Origin of the sequence: Weizmannia sp. WK01 (assembly GCF_025905465.1) — a bacterium.
GTDB lineage: Bacteria > Bacillota > Bacilli > Bacillales > Bacillaceae_C > Weizmannia > Weizmannia faecalis.
This window is the reverse complement of the sequence record NZ_CP109616.1, coordinates 2,519,757-2,536,389: the sequence shown is the minus strand read 5'-3', so window position 1 is coordinate 2,536,389 and position 16,633 is coordinate 2,519,757. Positions and strand designations below refer to the sequence as shown.

The 16,633-nt window shown below is 42.9% G+C and carries 15 protein-coding genes, 2 tRNA genes and 1 pseudogene; 8 read left to right on the top strand and 10 right to left on the bottom strand.

The features are described 5' to 3' along the window. Positions 1 to 840: 840 nt before the first annotated feature. The 4 genes from OF158_RS12210 to OF158_RS12195 all read right to left on the bottom strand — a co-directional run bounded on the left by OF158_RS12210 (position 841) and on the right by OF158_RS12195 (position 2,564). Entirely contained in the window at positions 841 to 1,002 is a 162-nt protein-coding gene (locus OF158_RS12210) for a hypothetical protein (protein WP_264302925.1), read from the bottom strand. 309 nt (positions 1,003 to 1,311) lie between these two features. Further along, positions 1,312 to 1,419, bottom strand: a complete 108-nt coding sequence (locus OF158_RS12205) for a YjcZ family sporulation protein (RefSeq protein WP_014097611.1) — start codon at positions 1,417 to 1,419, stop codon at positions 1,312 to 1,314. Positions 1,420 to 2,117: 698 nt separating this feature from the next. Further along, a tRNA-Pro gene (locus tag OF158_RS12200) sits at positions 2,118 to 2,191 on the bottom strand. Between the two features lie 196 nt (positions 2,192 to 2,387). Further along, on the bottom strand, positions 2,388 to 2,564 hold the full coding sequence (locus OF158_RS12195) for a hypothetical protein (protein WP_013860069.1): 177 nt from the start codon (positions 2,562 to 2,564) through the stop codon (positions 2,388 to 2,390). A 419-nt stretch (positions 2,565 to 2,983) separates the two neighbouring features. Here OF158_RS12195 and OF158_RS12190 point away from each other — a divergent pair, with 419 nt between their 5' ends. The 3 genes from OF158_RS12190 (at position 2,984) to OF158_RS12180 (ending at position 5,166) form a co-directional block, all read left to right on the top strand. Beyond that, entirely contained in the window at positions 2,984 to 3,919 is a 936-nt protein-coding gene (locus OF158_RS12190) for a polysaccharide deacetylase family protein (RefSeq protein WP_026685174.1), read from the top strand. Continuing rightward, on the top strand, positions 3,916 to 4,569 hold the full coding sequence (locus OF158_RS12185; RefSeq protein ID WP_035184245.1) for a YkyA family protein: 654 nt from the start codon (positions 3,916 to 3,918) through the stop codon (positions 4,567 to 4,569). The genes OF158_RS12190 and OF158_RS12185 overlap by 4 nt, the downstream gene beginning before the upstream one ends. A 273-nt stretch (positions 4,570 to 4,842) precedes the next feature. After that, positions 4,843 to 5,166, top strand: coding sequence for a four-helix bundle copper-binding protein (locus OF158_RS12180; protein ID WP_071646896.1), 324 nt, complete (start codon positions 4,843 to 4,845; stop codon positions 5,164 to 5,166). Positions 5,167 to 5,465: 299 nt separating this feature from the next. Here the strand turns inward: OF158_RS12180 and OF158_RS12175 are convergent. From OF158_RS12175 to OF158_RS12155, 5 genes are all read right to left on the bottom strand, one after another. Further along, positions 5,466 to 5,549: transfer RNA gene (locus tag OF158_RS12175), tRNA-Leu, on the bottom strand. A gap of 151 nt (positions 5,550 to 5,700) precedes the next feature. Further along, complete coding sequence (locus OF158_RS12170; RefSeq protein ID WP_026685172.1) at positions 5,701 to 7,170, bottom strand: sodium:solute symporter family protein; 1,470 nt, start codon at positions 7,168 to 7,170, stop codon at positions 5,701 to 5,703. Beyond that, on the bottom strand, positions 7,167 to 7,361 hold the full coding sequence (locus OF158_RS12165; protein WP_026685171.1) for a DUF3311 domain-containing protein: 195 nt from the start codon (positions 7,359 to 7,361) through the stop codon (positions 7,167 to 7,169). Before OF158_RS12165 ends, OF158_RS12170 begins: the two co-directional genes overlap by 4 nt. A gap of 59 nt (positions 7,362 to 7,420) precedes the next feature. Beyond that, positions 7,421 to 8,608, bottom strand: coding sequence for a M20 family metallopeptidase (locus OF158_RS12160; RefSeq protein ID WP_035184248.1), 1,188 nt, complete (start codon positions 8,606 to 8,608; stop codon positions 7,421 to 7,423). 218 nt (positions 8,609 to 8,826) lie between these two features. Then, a complete protein-coding gene (locus OF158_RS12155; RefSeq protein WP_014097622.1) occupies positions 8,827 to 9,243 on the bottom strand; it encodes a carboxymuconolactone decarboxylase family protein in 417 nt (138 codons plus the stop codon). 106 nt (positions 9,244 to 9,349) lie between these two features. Here OF158_RS12155 and OF158_RS12150 point away from each other — a divergent pair, with 106 nt between their 5' ends. The 5 genes and pseudogenes from OF158_RS12150 to OF158_RS12130 all read left to right on the top strand — a co-directional run bounded on the left by OF158_RS12150 (position 9,350) and on the right by OF158_RS12130 (position 15,483). Next, on the top strand, positions 9,350 to 9,760 hold the full coding sequence (locus OF158_RS12150; RefSeq protein WP_026685168.1) for an Lrp/AsnC family transcriptional regulator: 411 nt from the start codon (positions 9,350 to 9,352) through the stop codon (positions 9,758 to 9,760). A 346-nt stretch (positions 9,761 to 10,106) separates the two neighbouring features. Further along, positions 10,107 to 11,582: pseudogene (locus OF158_RS12145) on the top strand (IS1182 family transposase); the annotation flags it as partial. A gap of 826 nt (positions 11,583 to 12,408) precedes the next feature. Next, positions 12,409 to 12,753, top strand: coding sequence for a metal-sensitive transcriptional regulator (locus OF158_RS12140; RefSeq protein WP_035184253.1), 345 nt, complete (start codon positions 12,409 to 12,411; stop codon positions 12,751 to 12,753). 15 nt (positions 12,754 to 12,768) lie between these two features. Further along, positions 12,769 to 12,975, top strand: coding sequence for a copper chaperone CopZ (gene copZ / locus OF158_RS12135; protein WP_014097626.1), 207 nt, complete (start codon positions 12,769 to 12,771; stop codon positions 12,973 to 12,975). A gap of 93 nt (positions 12,976 to 13,068) precedes the next feature. Further along, positions 13,069 to 15,483 (top strand): heavy metal translocating P-type ATPase, encoded by a 2,415-nt coding sequence (locus OF158_RS12130; RefSeq protein WP_035184255.1) that lies wholly within the window; start codon positions 13,069 to 13,071, stop codon positions 15,481 to 15,483. A gap of 568 nt (positions 15,484 to 16,051) precedes the next feature. Here OF158_RS12130 and OF158_RS12125 read toward each other — a convergent pair. After that, the gene (locus OF158_RS12125) at positions 16,052 to 16,339 is read right to left on the bottom strand and encodes a hypothetical protein (RefSeq protein ID WP_052042158.1); all 288 of its coding nucleotides are present in this window, start codon (positions 16,337 to 16,339) and stop codon (positions 16,052 to 16,054) included. Positions 16,340 to 16,633 lie beyond the last annotated feature (294 nt).

Below are 16,633 nucleotides of genomic sequence, written 5' to 3'. Positions count from 1 at the left end.
TTTTCATTAGTTTATCGTCGTTGAAAACAGTGTTGCCAAGAGTTGATAAAATGACTCCTTCTTTTTACACAATTATACGGACTTAATCCATAGGGCCGCTCTAAGTAAAGGAAGCCGGTCAGAAGATGTGCCTATCTTAACGTAGGGGCGTTCTATGTAAAGGAAGACCGGCAAAAAGCGAGTCTAACTTAACGTAGAGGCGCTCTAAGTAAAGGAAGCCCGGCAAAGAACGTGCCTATCTTAACATAGAGGCGCTCTAAGTAAAGGAAGCCCGGCAAAAAATGTGTCTAACTTAACGTAGAGGCGCTCTATGTAAAGGAAGGCCTTCAAATTTTGCGTCTAACTTAACATAGGGGCGTTCTAAGTAAAGGAAGACCGGCCGAAAGCGAGTCTATCTTAACATAGAGGTGCTCTAAGTAAAGGAAGGCCACCCAAAAGCGTGCCTAACTTAACGTAGGGGCGTTCTATGTAAAGGAAGACCGGCCAAAAGCGTGCCTATCTTAACATAGAGGCGTTCTACGTAAAGGAAGCCCGGCAAAATCTGCGTCTATCTTAACATAGGGCCGCTCTATGTAAAGGAAGGTCGCCCAAAAGTGTGTCTACCTTAACGTAGGAGTATTCTAAGTAAAGAAGGGCCGCCCTAACTAAAAAAAGGACGCTGAAATGCGCGTCTGTCTTAACATATTCCTGTGTAAAAGAAGCGTGCCAAAATCTCGCCAATCTTAATGTTGGGCCGTTCTGAGTAAAGTAACTTTGCGGACCGGGCCGATTTTTTTGCAAGAAGCGTTCAAAAAACCGTTGAGAATCGTCTCAACGGTTTTTTGCGGCAGCCTTCTCGCTTTACTCGGTTTCCCCGAGTCCGGTAACTTTGTTAATTACATTTTGGATTGTATCAGCCAGCCCTTCTTCCTCTTCGCTGCCGGTATTTTGCGACTGAACATTTCCTTCGAGCTGATTATTGTACGAGTAAGTATTGGATTTGTAACTACTTTCTTCTTCCATTTTTATCACCTCCAAAACATAGGGTGTGTTAATCGGAAGTTTTTAAACCAATCTAAGGCTTCCCCTTTTTTCTATAGACGGAACATGTATTCACTCAAAATACGCAGACCATTCCATCCTTGTTCCAATCGACTCTGCTCCGAAAAATTGCGCCAACTGCTTTTCATCCTTTTGTGGTTGCTTTCATCATGACATGGACCTCTCTGTTCAATGACAAAGTGAATAAAAAAAGAAGCGTAATGATACGCTTCAGAATGGGGGCTATTGGGTGGAGACGAAACTTTTTTCTCTCTCGTTTGTTGATTCTGCTTAATATCCGGAGCCACCCATATAAAACGCTCCTACAATAATAAGCAGGATGAAGAGAACGACAATCAGGGCAAAAGATGAGCCCATGCTGTAACCGCCATCTGTCATTGACTTTCACCTCCTTTCCTTAAGATATCTTGCATTTTAAAATATGCTGTTTCAAAGAAAGGCGTAAAGGACAAACGTGAAAGGGATGAAGAAAAGGCGAAGTGGTTATTGTTTCTGGCACTACCAAAAATGCCGGCGTGGAAAAGGACAATTGTGATAAACCACTTCATTTTTCCTGATCGGCTTCATAATATGCCTCGGAACTGTAACGACATTTGTACGGTTCACTTCCACAAGTGGATGGATGATTGGCTGGAAACGCGGGACAACACGATTACGAACTACATATCTTGGTGCAGCAACCATTGGTCTGCAATGCAATTTACACACCTCCTCATCATGAACTCTCTACATTAAATGAAGGAATAGCTGGATAGGAATGGACAAACATCTTAATGAAAAAGAAATATACGTTTAGGGATGTATGGAAGGACAGAGACAGGGGACATTCCATCCGGACAAGCAGCAAGAGCAGTTAACACGCATAGAGCATGAAGGAATGATGTACTATAATGGGTGAAAAAATGGTTTTTTCATCACCATTGAAATTCTAATCATAATGGCTCTCTTTTTTTAATCCTGGCTTGTTAACGAACTGGTGACGGGAATGCGCTAACAACGGCAACTCACACCAAAAATCACCCGGCTGAAAACGAAAAAAACCTTGATGCATCCGCGATACATCAAGGTTTTTAGAGTCGGGAAGACAGGATTTGAACCTGCGACCCCTACGTCCCGAACGTAGTGCTCTACCAAGCTGAGCTACTTCCCGGTTATTTTATTTTTGCTTGCCAACTCCTTAGCTCTTGCTGACAAATATTATTCTACGACAATAAATTTCGTTTGTCAAAGCCTTTTTTTATTTTTTTTAAAGAAATTTTTTCTGGTCTGGTTTCGAGACGGCAGCCATTCCTTTTTCAACTGGAAAATAAGAAGGTTTGGCGGCTTGGAAAAAACTTAGAGGTATGTTATTTCCAGGAAAAAGGAATATCACCGGGAATCACCGCCGCCGGCATGATGTCGACTCCCGTATTTTCCAGCGAAGCTAGCATTGCTTCTTTCATCGGCATTTCTTTATGTTGGATGAAGCGGTCCATTGAAAATAATGCAGCTAACGCCGGGCAATCCTGAAACTGAAAGGCCATAAAAATCATGCTTTTAAAATGGCCTTCATTTCATCACCTTCAGCTTTATCATTCGCCATGAGCGGGTTGCGCTGCCTTTTACAAACAGGCAGGGGGAAAGGCGGGAGGGTTCAGGAATAAGGGAAGGTGCTTAGAGTGGAACGTTTTTTCAAAAATTCTAAGGGAATAAAAACAAAAAAACGGCCGCAGCAGGCGATAAGCAAGAGCAGTGATATGACCATGCGTGTTTGAATCTGTCGAAATTTGTATGCAGCAAGATGTAGAATAAAATGATCAAACAATTAAGATTTTGTAGAGTATGGTAAAATTGTGGATATTCATGTATACTGAATCATATATGTTTGGTAGTTTTTGCGGATGATGTCGGAAGATGGCAGCGAATGAAAAATACGGTGAGCCTTTGAGCAGGGGAGAGAGATATGCGCGGCAGGAAATTAAATTTCAAGGGAAAAGTTGTGTTGGCGCTCTTATTTACGTTGATTGTTGTTGTTTTGGCCGGACTCGTTGGCAAAGGGGAAAAGATGTCAGCGAAAGACAAAGGAAAAGATGCACATGCTGTCTCACTGCGCACTTTATCTTTTTCGCCTGCGCCGATGACAGCGTTTGCGGGTTCTCCTTTATACAAATCGATGATCGGGCAACAGCGGCAGAAAAAAGAAGCGGAGAGACAAAAAGAAGTTGCGAAGCAAAACGAGAAAGATCTGAAAGAAAATGCCATTTACTTAACATTTGATGACGGCCCGTCGAGTGCGGCCAACCAGTTATTGGATCTGTTGGAAACTTATCAGATGAAAGCTACCTTTTTCATGCTCGGGCCGAGGATGAAAGAGCATCCGGCAGTCGTAAAACGCATGCTAAAAGATGGAAACGGGCTTGCACTGCACGGGATCACACATAAAGCAAGAACAATTTACAGCAGTACGTCCGCGCCATTAAACGAAATGGCTGAGGATCAAAGAATATTGGAAAACGTGGCGGGTGTAAAATCTTATATGGTACGCCTCCCGTATGGAAGTATTCCGTATTTAACAGATGAAATGCGCGATTTACTGGATAAAAGTGGTTTCCACATTTGGGATTGGAACGTGGACAGCAGTGACTGGGAATTAAAAAATGGACGCTATGTCCAGTATACGATTCAGCAAATCCGGCAAAAAAAACAAGCGGGGGAAACGCCGGTCATCCTTTTGCATGACAAACCGGAAACCGTTAAATATTTGCCGAAGTTGCTAAAGTTTATCAAAAAGCAGGGCTATAAAACAAAAGTATTGACCAATGAAACGCCCCCGGTAACGTTTCCGTGTGAAGGCCGCTGTCACCCAATCCACCATCCAGTTGAAACGGGGAGAAGATGAGGGTGAAAAGATTTATTGTATTGGGAATGATGTTGCCGGGGCTTCTTTTGCTTCTTGCCGGCTGCCATTCAGACAAAAAACAAGCGGACAGCATATACGAAAAATTAAAGAAATCCGCCTCGTATGAAAAAGATTTTGTTGCGAACCAGGAGAAGCTGGACGAATACAAAGAAAAAGTGGCATCCATTTATGCTGATCTAAACCAGCTTGAACTGAATGACGAAAACCGCCCGGAAGTGAAGCAGAAATTAAAAAAGGCGGACAACTATACCGAAAAGCAGCAGAAAGAGCTGCGGGAATCCAAAAAGAATTTTCAAAAGGCATATGAACAATCGGCATCTATAAAAGAGAACGTGGAGCAAATTAAAGATAGCGGGCAGCAGAAACAAGCACGGAAGCTGCTCACCATCATGGATGAACGTAAAAAATATATGAACACTTTTTTTGATGATTATAAAAAACAATTGGCGTTACAAGGCACCTTTTATGAAAATCTGGAGAAGTTCAGCCCGGATGAGTTAGACGAACAAATTAAAAAAATAAATGAATACAATGGGAAAATGGAAGAAACGATTCGCCAATTCAACCAGGATACGAAACGGTATAATCGCGAAAAAGATAAGTATTTTAAAAAAGCAGGACTTTATTAAATTGGACGCTTTTTTAAAAAGCCCGAGATCGGCTTATGCCGGTTCTCGGGCTTCTTTTTCGGGACAGGAAAACGACTGTGAAATTGGATGATACAGATTGATCGTTTTCGATTTGGAGTAGAATCCTATATATTTTAAAAGAAATCTGCTTTATCGGTCTTTAATTAAGCGAAAATAATCATACATAAATAAGAAAATGTGCAGAAATGGTGCAGTTTGGATGTTAAACAGAACGGGCAAAAATAGGGGAAGACAATTTGGAGGTGGATACAAATGGACACGTCCTATGAAGAGTGCATCAAAGCCTGCCAGGAGTGTATGGAAGCCTGTAATCAGTGCTACAGTGCCTGTTTAAAGGAAGACAATGTGAAAATGATGGCTGGCTGTATCCGCATGGACAGAGAATGCGCAAATATTTGTGCTTTGGCATTGCAAGCGATGCAAAGCAACAGCCCGTTTGTGAAGCAAATTTGCAATTTGTGTGCGGAAATTTGCGAAGCATGTGGGGAGGAATGCAGGAAATACAGCCATGACCATTGTCAAAAGTGCGCCGAAGCATGCTTGCGCTGTGCGGAAGCTTGCCGGAAAATGGCCTGACACAAAGCCGGTTCCCTTATCAAAAAGGAAACCGGCTTTTAGCAAAATCAATAAAACGGGAATGATGTGTTTAAGCTTAAGCAAACGGAAGAAAATAAAAATTGGATCGCCGGTTTAAATCAAGGTGAAAACCAATTTTTCTCATGGCGCTCTCATATCATGAAATGGATGGCCGGCAGAAAACAATTCGATGTATTTGTTTTATATTTCTTGGTCTCCAGAACATGCGGCAGGAAATTTAATATCAAAATAAAAAAGCAAGGATCCCAGCCATAAACTGAAATCCTTGCTTTTTGTGATGCGGATGAAGGGACTTGAACCCATACGGTGTTTCCACCACTAGAACCTGAATCTAGCGCGTCTGCCGATTCCGCCACATCCGCATTGTTTTGTTTTTGTTCGCCTCATCAGCGACAAATTTATTATATAATGCCCGGTTGAAAAAAGCAATACCTTTTTTTAAATTTTTTTGGATCCCTGGAAAGCTTGTTAAAAAAGGAGCCGTGCATGCACGGCTCCTTTTTGGGAAATAGTTTACGCAGCCATTTCAACGCTTTTTTGTCTGTCTCTTGTAAAAGCACTCACGGCAAAGGTTACAATCAGGTTCAAAACCATGGCGATGATCCCGGTATTTAAGTCTTTGACTGCTTGCGGCATAAACGGCAACAGCGTCGCAACCGTCTGATTCGTGATCGTCACATAGGAAACGACAAGTTCGCCCGCAACAATTCCGGCAAATGCTCCCGCTTTTGAAATCGGGTTATTTTTCATAAAGCTAAATACGATCGCCGGGAAAAATTGTGTGACCATGCTGTACCCCATCAACAGCAGGGCAACAATGGTTTGCCCACCGTTAAATGTGAAGTAGAGGGCAATTAAAGATACGACCGGAACCAAGTATTTGGCAACATTGGCCACTTGTGTTTCATTGGCGTCCGGCTTAAATACTTTAAACAAGTTTTTCGAAATCATCGTGGATGCGCTCATCAACAGCAGCGACCCCGGTACCAGCGCACATAACAGACCGGCAGCGCCGATGACGCCGACAAACCAGTGCGGAAAGCTTTCAATAGAAAGAACGAGCAGCGCATTATCGGTTGCTGCTCCTTCAAGTGCCGGCTTCACAGTCAGAATCGCCGCAAAACCGGCAAAGAATACGAACAACAGGATCAACTGATACAGCGGAAAAATCACCGCATTGCGGCGGAACGTTTTTTCATTTTTCGCTGTAAAGGAGGCGGCAAAAGAATGCGGCCACGTGTAAAAACCAAGTGCCGTCAGCAAAACGGTCGAAATGAACCAATATACACTCATCCCTTGGTGCGGGAGCGCAAGAAAGCCGGGTTTTGCCTGGTCAATGGCATGAAACATATCTGAAAAGCCGCCAAAATAATGAACGGGGAGATAAATGCCGAGAAAAACGACGACGGCCAAAACCAATGCATCTTTCATGACGGATGTCCAGGCTGTTCCGTGTACGCCTGAAATCGTCGTATAAATGGTTACCGCAATCACGCCGATCCAAATGGCAACGCCGGAAGAAATTGAGCCGTAAGAAGCAATGCTGACGATACTGCCGAGCCCTTTTAACTGCAAAACAAGGTACGGGATCATGGCAACGATGCCGATAATCGAAACAAGGACACCGAGTGCGGGGCTATTGTATTTTTTCGCGAAAAAATCGGATTGGGACAACAGCTTATGTTCTTTTGCATAACGCCAAATGGCCGGAAGCAGCCAATAGGAAAGAACATAGGCCAATGAGCCGTACCAGAGTATATAAAGCGTTGGCCCTCCTTTGCCGTAAGCCCATCCGCTGCCGCCGAGAAAAGTGAAAGTCGTGTAAATTTCACCGGCACTTAGCAAGAATACAAACAGTGTTCCAAAACTTCTGCCGCCGGTTGCCCACTGTTCAAGGTTCATTTGCTTGCCCCGACGGGCCCGGATGCCAAGATAGAGTGACACTAGCAAAAATACGAGGATAACAAGGAGTGCGCTGTTCATTCGGCATCCCCCCTTTGGTTTTTCGGATCGGTTTTATAGATAATGAACATCACAACCGTCGATAAAACAACCCACAACACGGTCCAGAACATGATAAAAGGCATTCCGAGAATCATCGGATCGGTACGGTTGGCAAAAAACATGCCAATGATTAAAGCAAGAAATGGGAGTGATGCAAGGACAAATTTCATTTGAAAACCTCACTTTTTTTAGTGTAAAAGGCCAACCTGAAGGAAGCGGCTGATCCTTTTCAGGCAGTTAACGTCAGGCTGGCGGCGACGAACGCTTTCACCCCGTAAGGCAATACATCCTCATCCACAGTAAAGCGAGCGTGATGGTGGGGATAAACGATGCCTTTGTCCGCATTTCCGGCCCCGATAAAAAAGAATGTGCCAGGCGCCTTTTGCTGGAATCCGGAAAAATCTTCCCCACCCATTGTTGGAACGCCGTCTTGAATGGCATCTTCGCCAAACGCCTCAACCAGTACTTCACGCAGCTTTGCCGTGACTTCCGGATCGTTGATAACGGGACGATAACCTTTCACGTATTGAAAATCATAAGCCGCTCCGTGCGCTTCTGTTACGCCTTTCACGACGCGTTCCATCAGCCGGATCACTTCTTCCTGCAACGCCGGCTTAAACGTCCGGACGGTGCCGCTGATGAAAACCGAACCGGGAATGACGTTATGCGCAGTACCGGCTATAAACTGGGTCACGGAAAGAACAACGGGATCTAAGGGATCAATATTTCTTGAAACAATATGTTGAAGGTTTGTTACAACTTGTGCGCCAATTGCAATGCTGTCGATTGCCAAATGCGGCTGTGCCCCGTGTCCGCCTTTTCCGTTAATCGTGATGTAGAAAGCATCCGGTGCCGCCATCATCGGTCCTGACACCAACTCGATTTTTCCAGCTTCAAGCGGTGACCATAAATGAGCGCCAATCACCTGGTCCACACCGTCCATGACACCGGCTTGGACCATTTCTTCAGCCCCGCCCGGCAATTGTTCTTCGGCATGTTGGAACAGAAAACGGATTTCACCGGCGATTTGGTCTTTTAAGCCGGCCAGAATTTTCGCGGCTCCAAGCAGCATCGCGGTATGCCCGTCATGGCCGCAAGCATGCATCACACCGTCATGCTTTGAGACAAAATCAAATGCATTTTCTTCTTGAATGGGGAGCGCGTCCATATCGGCGCGAATCGCTAAAACTCGGCCGGGCTTTGCTCCTTTCAGCCGGGCTACCACACTCGTTTTTGTCGGGCGGGACAACACCAAACCCCCGAAAGATGCAAGCGTATCGTATATAAATTGTGATGTTTCGACTTCCTTGAAGGAAAGCTCCGGGTTTTGGTGCAAATGCCTCCGCCAATGGATTACATCTTCCTTGACTTGTTCGACCAATGCATCGATTTTTTCGGCTTCCAAAGATAATGCCATATCAAAATCCCTTTCTTATTCTATATTTCTATTTTCTTTATTGATTTAAAGAATTTAGAGTATTATAACATCAAATACTTTTATATTGCAATAACAATTTGGTTTTACGTTTAGCTTTCTTGAAAAAAAGGGGGACTTTCTGCAGAGGAGAGAAATAGGCATCAAACCATCTCCATTGGTTTCCATCAGTGGATAAACACCACTGATGGAAGTTTCACTTATCTTTGTTGCTCCCCCAGTTGCATGAGGGCGCCAAAATATTGTGATGCTGTTGTGAAGCAAATGAAAGCAATCAGCTCACTGATCTCCGCATCTGTTAAATACTCTTTTAAAACCGCTGTTACATTTGGAGATGTTTGCCCTTTGCCCGCAAGAAAAGCTTCAGCAAATCCGGTACATACCGCTGTTTTTTCATCGTAATCAACGGGGTTTGGTTTGCCTTTTGCCTTACAATACAGGCAGCCATTTTTTTGTGCAAGTGTACGCCGGACTTCTTCTTTTAACTTCGCTGATAACCGGCCATCCTTTTCAAATTCATCACTGAGTTTGTTCCAGTATTTCAGAATGGACGCGTTATATCCCAGCAATTGTTGAAATGGCGTATTTCCTCTTTCATGTAATGGTATCAGTGTCATGCTCATCCCTCCCAAAAATAGTGTAAAATAAAGTGTGCGGCTTTTACATACCGGTTAAAAGGCATTTGATTGATTTGAATTTCAAATTGGAAAGGAATTTGAAGAAATGGATTTCATTGATGAACAAATTATACATGAATTGAAAGAAGATAGCCGGTTATCAATGAGCGAGCTAAGCAGGCGTATTCATCTATCTGCCCCGGCTGTGAGAGAGCGGGTACGACAATTAGAAGAACAGGATATCATTAAACGCTATACCATTGAACTGAACCAAAAAAAATTGGGATATCCGATAGAAGCCATCATTGAAGCGACAATTAAAAATAATCGTTATGACGATTTTAAAAAGCAAATATGCCAGTATTCGAATGTTGATTTTTGTTATCGTATTGCTGGTGAAGCATGCTTTATGTTAAAAGCCCGCTTCCACTCATTTGAAGACGCGGAACAATTTATTGATGAACTGCAGTTATTTGCACATTCTAAAACGAACTTTATTTTTTCAAAAGTAATTTAGGATTTGCTGAACGAATCCGATTCTGAGTAAGCTCTAGAAGAATCCATCTTTAAAAATGCGATTTTGTTTTCTCTATAATTGAATCAGCTTCAAGTGCAAATTTTATAACACCCTTGCATTTAAATTTTTGCCAAGGCTGTCAGCATCCTTGCAGTGTTTTGTCTTAAAAGGACATTTCGGGTTCGGATGCCGCGTGTTTTGTCCTTTTGGCATGTTCGGGACCACTGAAAAAGTCAATCTGAAAATTCAAAATAATTATATGTACAATAAATTGAAAAAAAATGCCCCCAGTATTTGGTATAATAAAGTTATACTACAAACCAAAACCAAACTGGGGGTATCTATCATGCTTAAAGAAAAAGATAATCAATTAAGCATCTATTCCATATTATACGATAAAATTCCTGAAAATCATACACTTAAATTATTAAGAGATGAAGTGGATTTTAGTTTTATCAATAAAATGCTTGAAAAAACTTACTGTAAAGAATATGGAAGGCCAGCAAAAGAGCCCGAACTTATGGTTAAAATCTTGGTGTTACAAAAACTCTATGACTTATCTGATGAGAAAGTTATAGAAAATTGCTCATTAAACCTTGCATATATGTATTTTTTAGGAATCAATCCGGAAGACGACCTCCCTCACCCAAGTCTTTTGGCAAAATTTCGTAAAAGTAGATTAGAAGGCAATCTCACTATAGATGAAATTATTATTGAAATCATAAACCAATGCATTGAAAAAGGAATTTTACAAAAGGTTTCTGGTATAACGATTGATTCCACTCATACAGAAGCCAACACCAAAAAATATAGACCGGAACGAGTCATGAAACAATTAGCGAAAAAAATCTTTAAAACCGTTAAAGAAGAAAACGGAGAAATACCAAGTGAAATCAACCAAGAAATCCCTGATTATAAAGAAATAGAAAACCATGATGAAGCTAGAAAAACAATGAAGTCCTATCTTGAAGAAACGGTATCAAAGGTAGAAGAACTAGTTGAACTGGAGAAAGCACCTGAAACAAAAGCACTCGTTAATAATGCGAAAGAAATTTTAGCAGACCCGAAGTTTATGGAGCAAAAAGGGGTACGATCGATTGTCGACCAAGAAGCGAGAATAGGGTATAAAAGCAAAAATGATCCTTTCTTTGGTTATAAAACGGAATTTATGATGACAACAGAAGATCGAATGATTACAGCTGTTCATACTGGTAATGGAGCTTATGTGGATGGAACGAAGTTTGATGAATTATTAGAGTTAACCAAGAAAACGAGAATAAAAATGCCAGAAGTATATGGTGATAAAGCCTATTTTAAAAAGCCAATCTTAGACAAAATCTCTGAACTTAAAGCAAAGGCATACATCCCTGTAAGTGAAGCTGCATATCGCATAGACGAAGAAAGATTCAGTTATAACAAAGATTCTGACGAGTGGTTCTGTAGTCAAGGAAACAAAACAATCAAAAAGAAACACTATATAAGAAAATGTGGAAAAGAAACGTATAATTACTATTTTGACAGAGAACAATGTAGAAATTGCCCAATGCGAGAAGTTTGCATAACCGGAAAAACAGTCGGAAAAGTATTAGGGATCGGAATCAACACCCCAGAATTTTATGAGTATAGTCAACAACAGAAATCGGAGGGATTTAAAGAGAAGTATAAAAAAAGAGCATGCCAAGAAGGGAAAAATGGCGAAATGAAGAATTTCCACGGGTTAGATCGTGCCAAATGGTACGGTCTAAAAAGCATGGGCTTACAAGCCAAGCTAACAGCCTTGGCAGTAAATTTAAAGAGGATAGCCGCCATACTATCCTCTAAAAAGGCGAATTATAGCCAAACATTTGTCATTTTTACTAATTTCTATGGTAAAGAGTACCATTTACAGAAAATTTCTTACACTACACAGCAAATTTTACATAAAAAAATGGCTTTTTTCAGTGGTCACGGCATGTTCAAAAAGACATTTCGAGCTCGGATGCAACGTGTTTTGTCTTTTTGGCAGGTTCAAAAGGACATTTCGAGCCTAGGTGCGGCTTGTTTTGTCCTTTTGGCAGGTTCAAAAAGACATTTTGGGTTCGGATGCAACGTGTTTTGTCTTTTTGGCAGGTTCAAAAAGACATTTCGGGATCGAATGCCGCGTGTTTTGTCCTTTTGACGGCTTCAAAAAGACATTTTGGGATCAGTCGCGATTCCTTAGAGGGGCTCTACGTTAAGAAAGCACGGAAAATTGACGGTCTTTCTTCATGTAGAGCCCGTCTACGTTAAGGAAGCACGCAAAAACGAAGACCTTCCTTCACATAGGGTACGTCTACGTTAAGGAAGTACGGAAAAACGAGGCTCTTTCTTAACATAGGGTGCGTCTACGTTAAAAAGAAGGTCTTCCTTCACTAGGGCACGTTTCGAGTGCAAGCTTTTCCCTGCATTTTTAAAAAACTTGCATTAAATTGATGCCAAAGCTGTCAGCATCCTTGCCAAATTTAGGAATTTGGCTTATTCAGCAAGTTCCAATTTAAAACAAGATCGCTTATTTGAAAAGGTGATCAACATTTCCGGGCCATTTGACGTACGCTTCAGAAATAGGAGCATCTCTATTGACATAGTATACCGGGGAGAGGTATATTTTACATATACGAGGAGGCCAGGATATGGAGGAATTGGATATCATGATGGATGCCCGGAATGAAGCTTCCGTTTGCCCCGCCCACAGTGAACGTAAAAGCCACCATTCGGAAAAAGTGAAAAGGAACCTGGTCAGCAGGTTGAACCGTATTGAAGGGCAGGTAAGAGGGGTAAAGGGCCTTATCGAAAAAGATACCTATTGCGATGATGTCATTACCCAAATCGCTGCCATCCAATCTGCCTTAAACGGCGTGTCGAAGATCTTGCTCGAGGGCCACTTGAAAAATTGTGTCTTGGAACGGATTCAAGAAGGGGACCTTGATGTGCTGGATGAATTTTTAGTAACCATACAAAAAACAATGCGAAAATAAAGGAGCGAATGGATCATGGAAAAAGTAACCTTAAATGTACAAGGCATGTCGTGCGAACATTGTGTAAAAGCGGTTAAAGGAAGCGTCGGCGAATTGTCAGGCGTGAAAAATGTAGACGTTCATTTGGCAGAAGGAAAAGTGGATGTTGAATTCGATCCGAATAAAGTTACGCTTGATAAGGTAAAAGAAGCCATTGAAGACCAAGGCTATGAAGTAGCGTAAATCCGGACAAAACGGGCTGTGCTTTCGGGCACGCTCTCTTTTTTCAAAAAAATATACCTATAGAGGGTATAAAAGGCGTCAGGAGGAATGGATATGGCCGCATCACTACAGGAAAAAAAGGACGCCAGCGTCACGCTTGGCATTACCGGCATGACGTGTGCAGCTTGCGCCAACCGGATTGAAAAGAATTTATCGAAAGTGGAAGGCGTCAAAAAAGTAAGTGTGAACCTGGCAACAGAAAAAGCTGCCATTCAATACGATACGAAACAGGCGACCGTCGAAAATTTGATCGAAAAAGTGGAGAAAACGGGTTATGGCGTATTAGAAGAAAAAGCGCAGCTCAATATTATAGGCATGACATGTGCGGCATGCGCCAACCGCGTGGAGCGGGCGCTGAAAAAAACCCCCGGTGTTGTGAGTGCCGCCGTCAACCTGGCAACGGAAACGGCAAGTGTTACATACCTGCCGGGGCAGGCAAGCGCTGAACAAATGATTGCCGCTGTAAAAAAGGCCGGCTATGACGCAAAAGTAAAAGGCGAACTCGATCCGGACTATGAAAAGAAGATGCGTGAGAAAGCATACAAAAAGCAAAAAATAAAATTTGCAGTTGGTGCTGTCATCTCAGTCTTTTTCCTGTTGCAAATGATTTCGGATATCGCTATGCATTACGGCGGCAGTTTTTCATTCCATATGAACCCGTGGCTGCAGCTTTTGCTTGCTACAATCGTGCAAATCTTTGTCGGCGGCCATTACTACCGAGATGCTTACCATGCAATCCGGGGCGGGAGTGCCAATATGGCCGTTTTGGTTGTGCTTGGGACATCCACGGCCTATTTATACAGCCTTGTTCTCACCATCCTCGGTTCCGAGCGCATGCTTTACTTTGAGGCATCCGCCATTGTGATGACGCTGATCGTTCTTGGCAAACTGATGGAAACGAGGGCAAAAGGCCAAACATCAGAAGCGATGAAAAAACTGATCGGCCTGCAGGCAAAAACGGCCCGCGTCAACCGGGGCGGAAAAGAAATTGAAGTGCCGGTTGAAGAAGTCGTCTCCGGCGATATACTTTTTGTCCGCGCCGGGGAAAAAATTCCGGTTGACGGCGTCATCACAGAAGGGGCTTCTTCTGTCGATGAGTCCATGCTGACCGGCGAAAGCATGCCTGTTTCAAAAAAAGCGGGCGATGCCGTCATCGGTGCGACATTGAATAAAACCGGTTCGTTCCGTTTTAAAGCTACGAAAGTCGGGAAAGATACGGCACTCAGCCAGATCATTAAACTCGTGGAAGAGGCGCAAGGGTCGAAAGCGCCGATCCAGCATCTGGCTGACCAGATTTCGGGTATTTTCGTACCGATCGTCATATTGATTGCATTGGTGACATTTGCGGTGACGTATTTTGCGGCCGGATTCACCCCTGCGATGGTCAGCATGGTTGCTGTGCTCGTCATCGCCTGCCCTTGCGCCCTCGGGCTTGCTACCCCGACAGCAGTCATGGTGGGAACCGGCCTCGGTGCTGAAAACGGCGTGCTGATCAAAAGCGCGGAGCATTTGCAAAGCGCCCATCGCATTACGACTGTTGTACTCGATAAAACCGGTACGATTACAAAAGGAGAGCCGGAAGTAACAGATCTCATTCCATACGGCGGTTTTTCAGAGGATGATTTGCTTGCCATTTCCGCCGCAGCCGAAAAAGGATCGGAACACCCGCTTGGTGCAGCCATTGTAAAAAAAGCGGCTGAAAAGGGCCTGCAACTGCCAAATGTTATGGAATTCGAAGCAGTCCCGGGCCGTGGTATCCGGGTTAAAATAGAGGAAAGAGAAGTTTTGATCGGGAATAAAAAAATGATGGAGGATGCGCATATCCGGATTGACGATGTGATCAGCCAAATGGAAAAGCTTGAGGAAGACGGCAAAACGGCCATGCTGGTTGCAATGGATGGCGCGCTTTCCGGACTGATTGCTGTTGCAGACACGGTAAAAGAAACATCGGCAAAAGCGATCCGCATGTTGAAAGAAATGGGCATTGAAACGGTCATGATGACAGGCGATAACCGCCGCACTGCCGAAGCGATTGCCCGGCAAGTTGGCGTGGATCGTGTGCTTGCGGAAGTGTTGCCGGAAGATAAATCCAAAGAGATTGAAAAATTAAAGCGTGCCGGCAACATCACCGCAATGGTCGGCGACGGGATCAATGATGCCCCGGCTCTTGCTGCAGCCGATGTCGGGATTGCGATTGGAACCGGGACAGATGTTGCGATGGAGGCCGCTGATATTACATTAATGCGCGGCGACTTGATGGGGATTGTCAACACAATCCGCTTGTCGAAAGCAACGATGCGGAAAATCCGCCAGAACCTGTTCTGGGCTTTTGCTTACAATGTGGTTCTGATCCCGGTTGCAGCATTCGGGTTGTTAAATCCGATTCTGGCCGGAGCAGCCATGGCCTTCAGTTCTGTGTCAGTTGTGGGCAATACCCTGTTCTTGCGCAAATGGCAGCCGGTATCATGACATATAGAAAATAAAAACCGTTATTTTGCTCGATCAAAATAACGGTTTTTTGTTTCATTTTTTTGAATGGAGACATCAAATCCGTACGCCATATGCTATAATATATCAGATCAGTTTGTTTTCAAAGACGATTTGAAATTTGCTGATAACGAAATCAGGCATGTTTAAGGGCGCTTTAAAAAGTAGTCTCATTCACGATGTCTGTTTTAACCATGGCCTCTTTGCTGGGGGGATACATAGGGCTTGCTGAATAAGCAAAATTACTGGATTTGGCAAGGATGCTAACAGGTTCGGCAAAAAATTAGATGCAAGGATTTTATAAAAAATCCAGGGAAAAGCTTGCACTTGAGAAGAAAAAATCGCCTTTTCAAAGATGGATCCTTCTATATTTTTTGAGACAAATCCTTGCTGACAAATTGTGTACAAACTCAGAATTGGATTCCTTCAGCAAGTCCTCCATACAGGTAAGCAATCATAGCAGGCCTCGGCAGTTTTTCATATCTCAAGTTTCGGACTTGAATAATGAGCATAATCCCTTGATACAAAAGGAATCGCCATGCTTTTATTATCATGCTGCTTCCGATTTTAGTAGTGGCTTTTGTAAAAAGCTCGGCAATTTGTTGATAAAGCAATCCAAAAAGTCCTGAATTTTTTCATCTGTAAGCAGAAAGCTTTCTGCCAATGTTTGACCTAAAGCTTCTATAATTGTCAAAAGTGCTTCAGCAAATTGGATATCATCTATTTCTTCACAATACATGTAAAATAATTGTCCGAGTGTTCGAGGATCCTCTTCCTCTCTAGCGCGTAAGGATAGCATCAAATACCTTAGAAATACAATGGTCGTATGAGCAAACATTGAGTCATAGCTCTGACATTGAAATTCTTTACCTAGTTTTAGATATTTTGGTGGTTTGGTTACCTTAATTTTACCAAGAAATGGGTGTCTTTTTTACACTTTTTAATAAAAAAATCAGTTTCAGGCTTGATTTTATAAGGGATTATGTCACTTTTTTTACTCCGAAACTTGAGTTATTGTGAATAAAGTATTGAAACGTCATGGACTTGCACAGGAAAAAAAGATCGTGCCATAAACAGGGCTTGCTGAATAAGCAAAGCAAGGGCTCTGACAGCTCTGGCCGAACTTTAACTC